Annotated in this window: 8 protein-coding genes; 6 read left to right on the forward strand and 2 right to left on the reverse strand. The window is 37.6% G+C overall.

The window, feature by feature from the left end; all coding sequences use genetic code 11:
• Positions 1 to 107: 107 nt before the first annotated feature.
• From QQS35_RS08845 to QQS35_RS08855, 3 genes are all read left to right on the forward strand, one after another.
• The gene (locus tag QQS35_RS08845) at positions 108 to 536 is read left to right on the forward strand and encodes a DUF5082 family protein (RefSeq protein WP_285931628.1); all 429 of its coding nucleotides are present in this window, start codon (positions 108 to 110) and stop codon (positions 534 to 536) included.
• Positions 536 to 799: a YwqI/YxiC family protein gene (locus QQS35_RS08850; RefSeq protein ID WP_285931629.1), complete on the forward strand. Its 264-nt coding sequence runs from the start codon at positions 536 to 538 to the stop codon at positions 797 to 799. The genes QQS35_RS08845 and QQS35_RS08850 overlap by 1 nt, the downstream gene beginning before the upstream one ends.
• 458 nt (positions 800 to 1,257) lie before the next feature.
• Positions 1,258 to 5,691 (forward strand): LPXTG cell wall anchor domain-containing protein, encoded by a 4,434-nt coding sequence (locus QQS35_RS08855; RefSeq protein ID WP_285931631.1) that lies wholly within the window; start codon positions 1,258 to 1,260, stop codon positions 5,689 to 5,691.
• A 198-nt stretch (positions 5,692 to 5,889) separates the two neighbouring features.
• Here the strand turns inward: QQS35_RS08855 and QQS35_RS08860 are convergent, their stop codons facing one another.
• Positions 5,890 to 6,120, reverse strand: a complete 231-nt coding sequence (locus tag QQS35_RS08860) for a hypothetical protein (RefSeq protein WP_285931633.1) — start codon at positions 6,118 to 6,120, stop codon at positions 5,890 to 5,892.
• A gap of 257 nt (positions 6,121 to 6,377) precedes the next feature.
• On the opposite strand from QQS35_RS08860, the gene QQS35_RS08865 reads away from it, so the two are divergent.
• From QQS35_RS08865 to QQS35_RS08875, 3 genes are all read left to right on the forward strand, one after another.
• A complete protein-coding gene (locus QQS35_RS08865; RefSeq protein ID WP_285931634.1) occupies positions 6,378 to 7,769 on the forward strand; it encodes a hypothetical protein in 1,392 nt (463 codons plus the stop codon).
• 81 nt (positions 7,770 to 7,850) lie between these two features.
• The gene (locus QQS35_RS08870) at positions 7,851 to 8,546 is read left to right on the forward strand and encodes an HAD family hydrolase (protein ID WP_285931635.1); all 696 of its coding nucleotides are present in this window, start codon (positions 7,851 to 7,853) and stop codon (positions 8,544 to 8,546) included.
• A 269-nt stretch (positions 8,547 to 8,815) separates the two neighbouring features.
• Entirely contained in the window at positions 8,816 to 15,172 is a 6,357-nt protein-coding gene (locus QQS35_RS08875; protein ID WP_285931692.1) for a pullulanase, read from the forward strand.
• A 460-nt stretch (positions 15,173 to 15,632) separates the two neighbouring features.
• Here QQS35_RS08875 and QQS35_RS08880 read toward each other — a convergent pair whose 3' ends face one another.
• The gene (locus QQS35_RS08880; protein WP_285931636.1) at positions 15,633 to 16,016 is read right to left on the reverse strand and encodes a hypothetical protein; all 384 of its coding nucleotides are present in this window, start codon (positions 16,014 to 16,016) and stop codon (positions 15,633 to 15,635) included.
• Positions 16,017 to 16,099: the final 83 nt, after the last annotated feature.

Here is a 16,099-nt window from a genome sequence, read left to right on the forward strand (position 1 = left end):
CAAATGCAAAGTGGCATTATTTCTACGCTGATAGATTGTTTATTTTCGGCTTAGTAGTGAAATGCTCGACAGGATATATAGTCGAAAAACCTTAAAGGGGTGAAAGTATGAGCTTTTGGTCAACTATTATGGGCTTACAAAATGATATAAATCAACGAGCAAATAGTGTAGAAGAAAAAATATCAAGATTACGGGATGCAAACGCAAAAATTCAAAGAGAACAAGAGTCAATGTTGCACGAAATTAAGATGATTAAAAAACCAAACTTAGGAACAAACTGGCGTGGTGAATTTGCAGATCAATATGAAAACGAACGAGAAGATGCGTACGACATTATGTGGAGGACGGGTCATTTTAAATACGAATACTATCAGACCTTAATACAAACTAGACTTGTCTCGTTAGAGGTGGAAAAAAGTTCACTCGATTTTCTGAACGGTATGGCCAATCAAGCAAGTAATCTACTAAGTTACGGGGAAGAAGCTTATGATAGGGTAGAAGATAAAATCAGTAATATTAGAAGGGGGCTCTTCTAATGGTAAGAATTAAGTTAAATCATGCAGAAATTATGAGGAAATTAAATCAAATCCAAAATACAACTAGAACACTTCGACTAAAAACTCCCCCCTCTTCGAAATTAGAAGACAATCGCCTGGAATTTACAGACAAGTGGGAAAAACGCGAAGCCAATCTCGTTCAGCTTATAGATGAATATGTGTCAATAGTTGAAAAGAACGTGGTTGATACTGAGGCTAATGTGACATCATTGAAAGATCAGGATGAAGCTATAACAAGGTGAAGTAAGATAATCTGGATTCCAGAGATAGAGCGAAAACGAAAACCCTTGATTAGTATATTAATCAAGGGTTTTTTAAAACTTACTTGACAAGTTACTGATAATATAAGCTGCAGAATATAAAAGGAATGAATTCGTTTTATCCCCCCAAGTTAAAGATGTAAAAAAAAGCTAAATAAAGTAAATATTTTATCACAAAAATTGTATGCTATATGAGATAATGAAAGCGCTTGCTAATCTTTAGAGTGATGGATGTTGGTTGATTTGAAGGTTTGAGACATCCTTAAATATGCAAAGGAGGTTTTTTATAAAGATTAATTAAGTTATTCAAGGTATTCATCTCCCTAGAACTCCACCAGGACATACATAAACCTCTATGAATTCATCTGCAAAAGTGCAAATTCAACTCTAAAATTGTTCAAAAGAACGAGAACTAAATAAAGAAAGGATAGGTTATAAACATGATAATAAAAAGAAGAAAAGCTAAGGCCATTATTGGCTATCTTGCTGTTTTCTCCATACTGTTTGCCTCACTTGCACTTATGGATATAAATGAGTCTAAAGCAGAGGTGATTACCAAAACAATTACGATTGATGGAAACGATGTAGATGAATTTAACCGGTTCAAAGGTTTCGGGACGGTCTCAGGGAATAATACCTCTCGTTTACTGCTAGATTATAAAGAAGAGCATCCGGATCAGTATTGGGAAATTATGAATCAATTATTTAATACAGAAACAGGGGCGGGGCTCGCACACGTGAAAGTAGAGCTAGGCGGTGACATTAATTCCTCTTCAGGAACGGAACCGGCAACGATGCGTTATCAAGATGAGCCAGCAAATGTGCTCAGAGGAGCTGGATTCCAATTTGCGGCAGATGCAAAATCAATCAATCCGGAAATCACAACCGAAATTTTGCGTTGGGGTGAACCACGCTTTTCGTGGAATGGTGTGGCATCTGGGGATTATGAAAACCGTTACCAATGGTATAAGCAAACGATTGATGCCGTTTATGACGAGTATGGTTTTAAACTAGATTATGTTGGTATTTCTCAAAATGAAAGAGCACAGAATGGTAATAACAGAGTAGAAGTGGATTGGCTAAAATATTTCACTTCAAAAATTAAACAAGAGACCAATTATGAGTCAGACTATGAACATATTAAACTAGTAGCGGCAGATGGCTACCGCGACACCTCATCTATTAGCCGTGTGCTACTAGATAACCCTGATTTAATTGATGAAATTGATGTGATCAGTGGGCACTATGATTTAAATGGGTCAAGTGAGCTTACACAATTACAAAATAAGTTGAAGTCTGAAGGTAAAAAAACAAAAGAGGTTTGGGTATCAGAGGGTGTATCTCCAATGATCAATGCCAGGTACCGTGAGAATATGCAACCAAGTTATGATGGAGTTGGCGGTCCATATGGGGTTGTCGATATAATTTCTAGAATAATTTCCGTTTATTCTTGGACGGGAGAAACCGAAAATCCGCTGCATGCAGTTTCATTTGATTTCCAACCATCTGTAGCAGCTTTTTATCAAGGTTCTCAATATAATCCTAAACACCTCATTAGTGCGTTTGATCCATGGTCTGGTTTTTATGAAAAAGATGCTGGTGTACAAGGTGTTCGTCACGTGATGAACTTTGTTGGATATGATGACCACACTACACCTGAAAACGAGCGTTGGATGTATGTAAAAGGAGCGACATATAGTGATGGTTCTGAGGGAGATGGTGGTGTTCAGGTTGACACGAGTACACATAACTATATGACGTTAAAAGATCCTGAAACGGATGACTATACAACCGTGTTTACAAATAATACAAATGATACACGTAGTTATACAATGAATGCTGAAAATTTAAATGGTAAAGAGAATGCGACCGTCTATGCTTGGGAGACGCGAGGGGCAGATGCGGGACAAGCTTATGATGCGAATTGGTTTAAGAAGGTTAACGAAATTACACCAGTTGATGGTGTATATGAAGTGGAAGTGAAACCATATTCGGTTGTAACCATATCAACCCTAGATAAAGAATCTGAAGTGAACGATTTTGAATATCAATCACAACCTGTTGATGTATCTGAAGACACAATCCTATCCTTACCATATACGGATGACTTTGAATACGATGAGTATCCTGTCGATAATGAAGGTAGAGATTACGTCGATCGTCGGGGAGGTACACCAAGATTCACGACAGATCAGGTTGGTGCTTTCGAAGTTGTAAAAAAAGCAACGGAACAGGTAACTAGTGGAAGTGCAGCACGTACAGATTTAGATATTCCAGATGCAAATGCGCATGGAAATATGCTTCAACAAAAAATGGCCCACGATATTATTGGAGCTGAATGGGCAGTTTGGGGTGGAACGGATGGAGCTGCATCAAACAGTAACCCAAACACAACGCTCGGTGATTTCCGCTGGGTGAATTATAAGGTTTCATATGATTTTTTGCTAGATACACATACACCTGAAGTAGAAGGTAGAAGTAACTATGCATTGATTGGTGTAAGGCAAGTAAAAGCTGGTGGAGAAGATTCCCATGCACCGTATAATGCACGTGTTTATTCAAATGGGAAATATGAAATTCTAAAATTGGGTAGCGTTGTGAAAGAGGGAACGGTGGAAGACTTTAATAATAAGATTTGGCATAATTTAGCGTTTGAAGCGAAGGAAAATGTTTTCACACTTTATCTTGATGGTGGAGAAATAGATACCTATACAGATGAAGATTCAACTGTAATGGCTGGACGAGTTGCATTAGGTTCAGGTTATTATGAGACACTGATTGATAACTTAAGAATAGATCCAATTGAGGGATATGCATATGAATCTGATAAATATGACAGTGCTCAAGGGAAGTACTTTGATACAGAAGAACAAGCATTAAATAATACGGACACATTAAACCCGATTGGTTACGTTGGTAATTGGAGTTTTACACAAGCAGGATATGCACATTTCAATCGTACACAAATGACTGCTAGTGCAGATTTTCCTGTGTGGAATGGAGTAACGATAGGACACCAGGACACAACGGATGAACAAGGGACGTTAAATAAAGTATTTTATTCAGGTAGCTGGGGATCAAACAGTGGAAATGCTTGGGGAAATGACGGAGATTCCTTGGAAATTACATTTAAAGGAAATGAAATTAGACTCTATGGTGAAACGAATCCATCAAATGGAACAGCAGATGTATATTTAGATGATGAGCTAGTAGGTGAAGCAAACTATTTGAATAACAGTTCGATTGTGAAGGAAGTTTTCTCAATAGAGAATCTAGAAGAAGAAGAACACACCCTAAGAGTTGTGGCAAAAGAAAGCTATACTAGTTTTGTAAGAGCAGAAGTAGAGACTACCGAAGAAACTTCTCTTGAAGCGGTCACTGGTTTAGCTCCAAGCAATATAGTTACTATAGCAAATGATTCCGAAGTGGGCGACTCGGAAAATACAGTATATGCCTATAGAGAAAATGGGAATGCGTGGGGCTCTAATAGTACCAACGCTTGGGCGGACTTTAACGATAATCCATATATAGTAGTTAATTTCACTGGCACAGGTATTGATTACCTTGTGGGGTCTGGAAATCAGACAGACTATAAATTTGAACTTGATGGTGAAGAAGTCGGCAATTTTGGTCCAGGTTCTGACGACGTGAGATATTCTGTAAGAGATCTAGAAGAAAAAGCTCATACGTTAAAAATTTCATTGGGAGACAATGAAATAGAAGAACAATACATGGATTACCGAGGTGTTACTATCTACAGTACGTCTGAAACGGAAAGTTCAAACAACAGTATGATTTTCAATTTTTCTGGCACAGGTTTTAATTTATTCGGAGCGACTCCGGATGCATTACTAGACGTATATATCGATGGTGAATTAGTTGATGAAGAATTTAGAGTCCATTCTAGAGGAGACAGACAAACATCCTACACGATTCGCGGACTGGAAGATACAAATCATACTGCTAAAGTAGTGGTTAAAGGCGGAACTTTTGTATTTGATGGAATGGATATAATAACTGGTATTAATGATGTGGAAGATGGTGGAGACGAAGAAGATGATCAAGATGATACAGAGCTTGCCGAGGGTGAAACAGGAGAGGTATTCCCTGGTTATACCGTATTTGTGAAAAATACAGATACTAAAATAAAGATGCCTGTTGATTTACCTAAAGGTACGACACTTAAGGTTGAAAAAGTCGAAGCAGATAGTGCAAGCGAACAAGGACTTGAGGTAGCTGGTGATGTGTATAACTTTGACTTTAGCGAGTCACACGCTGGTAAATACCTATTAACTCTGGGATATAATCAAGCTTCCTATAATGCGGATGAAGTATCCATTTACTATTATAATGAGTCAAGTGAAGAATGGGAGCTCCTTGGTGGAGAGGTTGCAGATGGTACGATAACATTGGAAGTGAATCATTTCTCTACGTATGGTGTTTTTGCTGAGACTGAGATAGAAGACGAAGACGGAGAAGACGGCCAGGACGGTGAAGACGGTCAGGACGGTCAGGACGGTGAAGATGGCCAGGACGGTGAAGACGGTCAGGACGGTGAAGATGGCCAGGACGGAGAAGATGGCCAGGACGGAGAAGACGGTCAGGACGGTGAAGATGGCCAAGGCGGAGAAAATGGCGAGACCGGAGAAGATGGTCAAGACGGAGAAGACGGCCAGGACGGAGAAGACGGTCAAGACGGAGAAGTTGACAAGGATGAAGAAACTGGCCAAGGCGGGGATGGTGATACAAATTCGGGTAAAGGTGATGGATTACCTGAAACAGCTACATCAACCTTTAACTTACTAGTATTAGGCTTATTACTACTTGTGTTAGGAACGCTAGCTATTTGGTTTCAGAAAAGGAAAAGAGCTTAAAAAAAATAAAAAGCTGAGGCTGTCCTATAGGTGACAGCTTCAGCTTTTCCTTTTGCCAATCTTTAGTGCTCCATTAGATGAACTTAGATTCTATTATAATGTTAATGGATTAAGAACTGTTAGTGTAAATCAATGGACCTATTAGGGCTTGTTTTATTATGTTTAACAATATTTTATATCAAAAGGATAAGTATCATTTTATATGATATTTTCGTTTTGAGCTTGTTCCTCACCATCTATTATTTGATAGAAAGCGTTTCTCATAGCTGTTTCATCTAATCCCATATTTATACGGTAGTTTTCTGGATCTAAAATACGGTAATGTTCAGTGAATTCATGTTGTTGTAATTTAAAATCTTTCCGAACGTCTAAGGTGCTCCAAAAGACGGGATCACCATGGGTACGTGCCCGTGAATATAAGGATGACATATTTTCACCTTCCTTTCACAATATGTTACCATTATGCCCACGTTAACAAGACAATAAACATCATGCTGTTGGTTGTTAGAAAATTGTAATAGTTTGCTTCGATTGGTTCAGTTAATGGTTGGTTTGTTTTCTATATAGTTTTTATATGGACAAAAAATAACCAGCCTAAATATAAAAAATGATTGTTATAGTTTTAAAAAAGTAGTAATATTTTACTATTATAATGAAAAAAATGAATAAGGTGGAATTGGACAACTATGAGAAAACTGACTATGCTTTTTTTGCTTATTTTAATTAGTGGATGTGGTATGAAAGAACAAACAGAAGATGAGTCCCAACGAGCAGAAGCCATTGTGGAAGAGACTTCAGAAGCAGTTGAAGAAGTGAAGGAAGAAAAGTCTAGTCGTTCCAATGAATCGTTAGAAGATCTCCTAACCGAAGTGAATTTAGAAGCTAAGTTAACAGAAGTATGCTCTAATTTAAAAATTGAAATGACCACAGCTTTCCTTGAAGCGGATAGCCATCGACCTTCAATTGTCGGTTTTTGTCATAACAATGGTGATGTTTCATTAGAACAAGAGCCATCCTATATTGCTATTGCTAACTATGATGAATCAACTAAAGTATGGGCTGTTGATGTACGAGAACATGAATTTATGTATCAGCCATCTCGGTTTGCGGGTATTTTGCAACTTGATGATACAAGTGAGCGAGTTGTCATCCAACTTTATGAGGATCCAGCAACATTTGGCGGAACAAGTGCTATAGTAGTTTCATCTGAAAATAATAAAATTGTAATCGAAAGAATCAATAGTACTGTTACACAATTTGGGGAATTTCGTACAGAAGGAAATGAAGTTATTATAGAGGACGACCATACAACGGAAAGTTATACGTATTCTGAAAACAGTGTTACACATACAACTCATGTAAATGAAGTGACAACTGATGCAGATATTAACATTACTTATAACAAAGTCAACGATACACCTCTCTTTGCTACTTTTCAAAGCGGAAAGATATTAGATGTTGAAGTCGGTGACATTATTAGTTTTCAACCGGATAAACCACTTTCGCTGGTTGACTTCCAAATTAGAACATCCTTGAAAAAGTTACCTGACATCCCCGATACTTTCGTTGTGGGTGAAGGTGATATTGGTGAAACAATAGAGTTTGGTGAATATCCATATGATGAAATGATTGTATATTATGTAGGTGATCCATACTGGTTTACATCACATGAATACCTAGCAGAATTAAATAAAGGAAATATGCCAGGTTCAAAGGTGCAATTATCTACTCCTAATTCAGAGATTAAAACAATACTTGGTGATGAGAATTTATTAAGTGAATATGGTCTATCTGGTGCGATGAATTTGGAATATGAGCAGTTCGTTTATGCAATTCCGTTTTTAGAGGAAGAGGGAGATGTAATTTACAGTGTCATTCGTAAACTTCCTTTTGGCACGAATTTAACTGGAGATGATTTTATCGAAAGCTGGGGAGAACCAACTAGTACAATGACCAATATGGACTCTGTAGATGAATCTTTGATTTTACATTATGCGCTTGAAAATGACCATTATGTTCATATATATCTTCATGGTCCATCGACAGATGCTAAAGCAGAGAAAATTAACCTATATTAAAGCTGAGGAGAGGACGAGGTTAAAGCTTGTCCTCTTTCTTATGTGAAAATGGTATGATATTAAGTAGGTAGGGGGAATATCATGGATACAATCATTTTTGATGTAGATGATACGTTGTACGATCAAGCATTAACTTTTAAAAAGACATACAAGAAAATGTTTCAAAAACCACTTTCAGAGGAAGAATTGGACAAGTTATACATAACGAGCCGGAACGTTAGCGATGCATTATTTGATAAATGTGAAGCGGGAGAGGTTTCTATTTTAGATATGCAAATTCGCCGTATTACGGAGGCTTGTGAGTTATTTGATATCGTTTGTAGTGAAAAAAAAGCGCTCGAATTTCAACAAGCATATTTAGAAGAACAACAAAAAATTAATTTGTTCCCTGAAATGGAAGCATTGTTGAATTTTCTGCTTAAAGAAAACAAGCAGCTCGCTCTCCTTACAAATGGCGAGGGTAAGCACCAATCGATGAAAATAAAGCAACTTGGTTTAGAGCAATGGATTCCTGCAGAACATCATTTTATTTCTGGAGACCTAGGACATGCTAAGCCTGATCGAGAGGTCTTTCATATTATTGAAGAAAAGCTTCAACTAAATAAAAAGCAAACGGTTTACATTGGTGATTCGTTTGACAATGATATCATCGGTGCCAAGCAAGTAGGGTGGCAAGCGATATGGATGAATCATCGAAAAAGGGCCAAGCCTGAAGGTGAAATTGAACCAGATAGAGTAGTATATAACGTAAAAGAATTATTAGAGGTATTTTGTTAAAGAAGCGAGGGAAACATTTTCCTGCTTCTTTTTCTTTTGCGTAAAAGTTTAATCGATGGCTTGCTGTTTTCATAATAATTATGTAGGAAGCAAAGAACCGTTTTTTTACTTCTTTGGGTTGAAGTTTTTTAAGATATAGTATAAAATCAAAATTATTAATTAATTGAAATCGATTGCGCAATATTAACTGAAGTAATAATGGTAATGCGGTTTATTTTTTTGTTAATTTGTGCAAACGATTTCACAAATAATAAGGAGGATGGTTAATGATGAGGAGGAGTACAAAACGTAAGTTGTCCATGTTCATGATTGCGATTATGTTTGTTAGTTTGTGGACACCTTATTTACAGGTTCAACAAGTAATTGCTGCAGATTCTTCTAGCACAAACGAAGTTAATGATTCAGTTACGAATGATCGCACTGTACGTGTGACTTATATTCGAGAGGATCAAACGTATGACGGCTGGAATATATGGGCTTGGAATACAGGAGTAAAAAATGATCAGCTTTATTTTGATTCATACGAAGACGGTGTTGCCGTAGCAAATATTGCCGTAGCGCCTGAAACAGAACAATTCGGGATGCTGATTCGCAGTACAGAGGACTGGGAAACGGCTGAAAAGGAATTTGCTGAAGACCGTATTATTCAAGTAAATGAAAACGACTCCCTTACAAAGGCTTACATAACGAGTGGGGAAGAAGAGATTAGAATTATACCAGATGGATCGGCTCCAGTTATTGACCAAGGAAATGCGACTTTCTTTTATCGTGATAAAGAACTTTTTAAGAACGATGATATGGATTCAATTGAAAAGATAGAGTTAAAGTTTAATGGAGAAACACACGAAATGACATATGAGGCAGACAGTGAAAGGTTTGTATATCAGTATCAAAATATTCCTAATGGAGAAAATGCCTATACGTACCTTGTTACAAAAGATGGGGAAACATCGGAGGTCAATGATCCTTATAATACTATTGGTGGAGTATCAACCATTGATTTTCAGAAGGCTTCATTAACAGTTTCTGGTTCCGTTACTCCGGCAGCTATTGACTATAATGAAAACGCTGTCTTATCTGTCGATGTTGATGGGTTATCAGAAAATCTTAACGTTTCTAAAATTATTGCAGATACAACTGCGTTAGGTGGGACGGATAAACTAGAAATTGATCCAGAGTTAAACGAAGTTACGATTGCTGTGGATGACAATGTAACTGCTGGAACAAAGCGTATCCCTCTTACAGTCGTTGATTCATATGGAAATTACTATGAAGGAACAACACAGGTAGACATTAAAACAAGACAATCTGTGGGCGAGTCTGATTTTGATTGGGACGAGTCTATTATTTACTTTATGCTAACAGACAGATTCTTTGATGGTGATTCATCTAATAATGATCCATATAATCTAAATTATAATACAGATTTGCGTGGCACCTATCAAGGAGGAGATTTTAAAGGTATAACGGAGAAGTTGGATTACCTTGACAATCTTGGTGTAAATACGATTTGGATAAGCCCTATTGTGGAAAATATAAAACATGATGTCGGAACGGATGTAGATGGTCAGCCATATTATGCTAACCATGGCTACTGGGCAAGTAACTTTGGTGAATTAAATCCACATTTCGGAACGATGGCTGATTTTCATGCCCTAATTGACGCGGCACATGATCGAGATATAAAAATAATGGTGGATGTGGTATTAAATCATACGGGGTATGGTTTAAAAGATATCAATAGTCTTCCTGAAGGGGATCGTCCTGCGGGCTATCCTACGGATGCTGAGCGTAGTGTATTTAGTGACTTACTGCGTCAAGGTTCGGATGTTGGAACGGATGAGGTGGTTGGAGAATTAGCAGGCCTTCCTGATCTGAAAACTGAAAATGCGGAGGTGCGGAAACAGATTATTAATTGGCAAACAGATTGGATTGATAAGGCAACAACAGCAAATGGAAATACTATTGACTACTTCCGTGTCGATACGGTTAAGCATGTGGAAGATACAACTTGGATGGCGTTTAAAAATGCTCTGACAGAAAAAATGCCTGAACATAAGATGATTGGTGAAGCATGGGGAGCAAATATGAACAATGATTTTGGATTCCTTGATTCAGGTATGATGGATTCTCTTCTTGACTTTGGGTTCAAAGATATTGCCCATTCTTTTGTGGATGGTGACTTAACTGGAGCGAATGATGATCTAGCTGTTCGTAACGGTGAAATCGATAACACAGCTACACTAGGTCAATTTCTTGGAAGTCATGATGAAGATGGATTTCTCTATTCATTAGGTGGAGATGAAGGAAAGCTGAAATTAGCTGCGTCTCTTCAAGCGACGGCAAAGGGACAACCAGTTATTTATTACGGGGAAGAGCTTGGCCAAAGTGGAGCTAATAATTATCCGTATTATGACAACCGTTATGACTTTGCATGGGATGATGTAGAGGGCAATGATGTTTTAGAACATTATACGAAGATACTAAACTTTAGAGGAGCACATGCTGATGTGTTTGCTAAAGGGGATAGAGGTTTTGTTGGTGGCTCTAATAACGACGAATTTTTACTTTTCTCACGTAATTATGAAGCTGAATCAATCTATGTTGGTTTAAATGTCGCAGACGAAGCAAATGACATTAAATTGATCGCTGATTCAGCAGATGCTGTGATAACAGATCATTATTCTGGTCAAGTTTACCAAGCTTCAGAAGCGGGAGAAGTATCGATTTCGATTCCTGCTAATGCGGATGGTGGTACAGTATTGTTAACCGTAGAAGGTGGTGCGATTACAAACGCTGTCTCCGCTAGTGAGGGAGATGACGGAGGGGGTGAAAATGGAGTGAATCCAGTTCCGGATAACAACATTCGTATTCACTACAACCGAACAGATGATAACTATGAAAACTTTGGGGCTTGGCTCTGGAATGATGTAGCCTCACCATCAGCTAACTGGCCAACCGGTGCCACGATGTTTGAGAAAACAGACAGTTATGGATCCTACATCGACGTACCACTTGCTGAAGGTGCAAAAAACATCGGGTTTCTAGTGATGGATATCACGAAAGGGGATGCTGGTAAAGATAGTGGTGACAAAGGGTTTACTATTGCATCACCTGAAGTGAATGAGATATGGATTAAACAAGGTTCAGATGAAGTTTATCCGTATGAACCAGTTGATTTACCAGAAAATACTGTTCGTGTACATTACGTTCGTGATCAAGCAGACTATGACAGTTTTGGACTTTGGAATTGGGGCGATGTCGTAGCTCCTACTGAAAACTGGCCAACAGGTGCAACGGATTTATCAGGTGTGGACCAGTACGGCGCATATGCGGATATAGAACTCACAGAAGAGGCAAAAGAAATTGGTTTTATTGTTCTTGACGAGTCCAAAGGTGATGCTGGTAAAGATGGTGGAAATAAAACATTCAATCTACTAGATAAGTATAATCGTCTATGGGTGAGACAAGGTGATGATACTGTTTATGTTTCTCCTTATTGGGATGTTGCATCTGGTCTAACATCTGGTGAGGTAGTCGCTGAAAATACAATTCTATTAAACTTTACGATGACAGAGGGTTTAACAGAAGAGGGCTTACTTGCTGACTTATCCATCAAAGATGCAGATGAATCAGTGGTTGAATTAGAGAGTGTTGAAATCACAGGAGACAAAACGGTGGAATTAAAAGCAACCTTTGATCTGAATAAACTTCCTTTATCGATTACCTATGCAGATAGAACTGTTACGGCTAATAGTGGCTGGCGAATGCTTGATGAAATGTATGCCTATGATGGTAGTGACTTAGGGGCAACGTATAATAATGGGGGAGCTATACTAAAATTATGGGCTCCAAAAGCAAGCCAGGTAGTTGCGAAACTATATGATAAAGACGATGCGGCTACACAAATTGGCAGTATCCCATTAACACTTGGAGAACAAGGAATTTGGTCAGTAGAGATTGATCCAAGTGACCTTGAAGATGTTTCTGATCTTGACGGATATTACTACCAATATGAAGTAACCAATGATGGCGTAACAAAAAAAGTTTTAGATCCTTATGCAAAATCAATGGCAGCCTTTACCGTTGACACAACAGGTGAACCAGGTCCTGACGGAGACGATGTAGGTAAAGCAGCAATCATAGATTTGAATGGTACTGACCCTGAAGGATTTACCCATGCAACCATTGATGGTTATGAAAAACGGGAAGATGCAGTCATATATGAAGTTCATGTTCGTGACTTTACTTCCGATCCTTCTATACAAGGAGATTTAAATGCAAGATGGGGTTCTTATAAAGGCTTTATTGATAAGCTAGATTATATTAAATCACTAGGAGTTACACACGTTCAATTACTTCCTATTATGGCGTGGTATTACGGTGATGAGACAAACATGAACGAAAGAGAACTTGATTACTCAGCTGGCGGTAATGAATATAACTGGGGATACGATCCTCATAGTTACTTTTCACCAGATGGTGCGTATTCTGAAGATCCAACAGATGCTGTACTACGAGTAAAGGAAACAAAAGAATTAATTGATGCCATTCACGAAGCTGGAATGGGTGTTGTGCTTGATGTTGTCTACACACATATGGCTCAAACAAGCACATTAAATGATATCGTTCCAAATTATTATGCATTCCAAGATAGTGCAGGTAACTTCCTGGGCGGTTTTGGTAACAACCTTGCTACCAATCACAAAATGGCTGAGAAGTTGATGATTGACTCGGTTAAATATTGGTTTGACGAATATAAAATTGATGGCATGCGTTTCGATATGATGGGTGATGCAACCTATCCTTCTATCCAGAATGCTTATGATGCGGCTGAAGCAATCAATCCTGACGTGCTATTTATTGGTGAAGGCTGGAGAACATTTGCTGGTGAGGAAGCTGATCCAACGCTTGCTGGTATGGGAGCAGATCAGGATTGGATGGATAAAACGGATGATGTTGGCGTATTTTCTGATGAAATTCGTAATGAGTTAAAATCTGGTTTCGGTTCAGAAGGGGAGCCAAGATTCCTTACAGGTGGCGCAAGAGATATTGACACAATTTTTAACAATATTAAAGGTCAACCATCTAACACACCAGCTGATGATCCTGGCGATATGGTCCAATATATTGCAGCACACGATAACTTACCGTTATATGATGTAATCGCCCAATCTATAAAAAAAGACCCTGCTATTCCTGAAAATGATTTAGAAATTCATAAACGGATTCGAATTGGAAACTCGATGATACTAACGTCACAAGGTACTGCTTTTATCCATGCTGGTCAAGAATATGGCAGGACAAAGCAATGGTTAGATGAAGGTGTACCTGAACAAAAATACCATGAATTATTAGATGAAAATGGCGATCCATTTGAGAACCCTTATTTCATCCATGATTCCTATGATTCTTCGGATGTAATCAACAAGTTTGATTGGGAAAAAGCAACGAACAAAGAAGTATATCCGGTTAATACAACAACGAAAGCTTATACAGAAGGATTAATTAAATTAAGAAAATCAACCAATGCTTTCAGGTTAGGTGAGAAAGACCTTGTAGATCAAAATGTATCATTACTTGAATTTCCAGAGATCGATGATTCGGATTTAGTCATCGCTTATGAGAATGTATCTACCGATGATACTGGTGTTTATTCCGTATTTATAAATGCGGATAACAAGGCACGGACTTTAACGCTTGGAGACTATGATTTTTCCAACAGTATGGTTGTAGTAGATAGTGATGAAGCTGGAACAAAAGCTGTTTCAGAAGAATCTGGTTTTACATTAACTGAGAACTCGCTAACATTAGATCCTTTAACAACGATTGTTTTTAAAACAATAGAAGAGCCAAACACAGAAGAACCAGGCGAAGAAAAACCGGAGCCGGAAGAAACTGAAACAGAAGAGCCAGGGACTGAGGAACCGGAAACAGAAAAACCTGAGAAGGAAAAAACAAACAAAGAAAACAGTAAAGTGGATATAATTGATAAGGAAGCAGATTTAGTTCGAAATGATACAAATAAGGTTTATGTTTATCAAAAAAATACAAACCTAGTGATGATTAGCAAAGAAGTGCTAGCTAACTTAGAAGATGATTACTCTATCGAAATATCAGATGGAAAAGTAAAGGTTAAGATTCCACTTACTCTTTTACCAAAAGATAAAGATGTCACTTTCGAATTTGGAAAAGTAACGAAGATAATCTCTAAGAAAAACAAAGATGCGTTAAGTGAATTAATTGATTTCACTATAACTGCTGATGCCGAAGAAATAAGTGATTTTGGTGAAACTCCTGTCACGCTTACCTATACAGTGAATCCGAATAAGGTGACAAACTGGGAAGATTTAACCGTAGTCTATATGGACGAAAATGGAGATCGAAAAGAAATGATTAGTCCAGTTTCTTATAATAAAAAGACTGGTGAAGTAATAGCTAACGTAACACATTTTAGTGCTTACGGTTTATTTGAAATAGCTAGTAAAGACATTGAGGAAGCTGGAGTGTTACCTGATACTGCAACAAACCTATTCAATTGGCTTGTATTGGGTTCACTATTATTAGTTGCAGGTATCGCTATTTTTTATGTATCAAGAAAAAGGACCGAGCGCCCCTCTAATTAATAGTAAATACAACTAGTTAGTATGATATAGAAGTTACTGCAAAATTGTAAAATTGTATTTCCAGAAGAACCTCCTAATTGGCAATTGCCGTAGGAGGTTTTCTTCGTCACTAAGAAAACTGTAATACTGCACATGAACATCCACTCTTTTTTCTATAGTCAAGGTTATAAGAAGAAGCGTCTGTTTCTTAAAAATAATACACAAACCTTTTATGAATAATTGTAGTATGAATTTTATTATAAAATCTATGAATTTGCAGGTGATTCAGTGGAAACTACTCTTTTGATAAAAAATGCTAGAAATATAATTACCAAAGTAACTTATCGAAAAAGTCGACCGAAAAAATCAATAATCAAAGAATGGAATTAGATAGTTAAGATAACGTATTTGGGTGTCTGTGCCTGAAGAATCTAGAATGATCTTCTCTGGCCAGACACCCATTTAATTTCTAAAAAGTATATTAAAATCTCTTGAAAGCTAACTTTAAAGGACTTTTCTTACTCGTTTCTGGTTCCTTGTTAATTTTAGAGAATATTTTATTAAATATATTCTCAATTTCAGGGTAATTAGCTTCCTCAACAGGGTTTACTTTTACTAAAGAGCCATTCTCAACGATGCCTTCCACGATGACGTATTGTTTGTCATCTTTGTCTTTACGCTCAAGTGCCAAAAATTGACGATGGTTCCTAACGAAATTACATACTACCATGTACTTTCCATACGTATCCGGTTTGCTAGGATCCCCAACTGAAATGTTCACTGGTTCATCAAAAATCGGTCTATCTAATCCATTTCTTGTTCGTTTATAGTCGTTGAAATCAATCACATTGGCTTTCTTTGACATAGTAAACTCTCCTCGCTTTTTGGATTAGTCGTAATGAATATTGCGATCTAACAGAAGGTAATGAGAAGGCTTATGTTGATTAT

It is taken from the genome of Aquibacillus rhizosphaerae (genome assembly GCF_030282825.1).
In the GTDB taxonomy this organism is placed as follows: Bacteria; Bacillota; Bacilli; order Bacillales; family Amphibacillaceae; genus Aquibacillus_C; species Aquibacillus_C rhizosphaerae.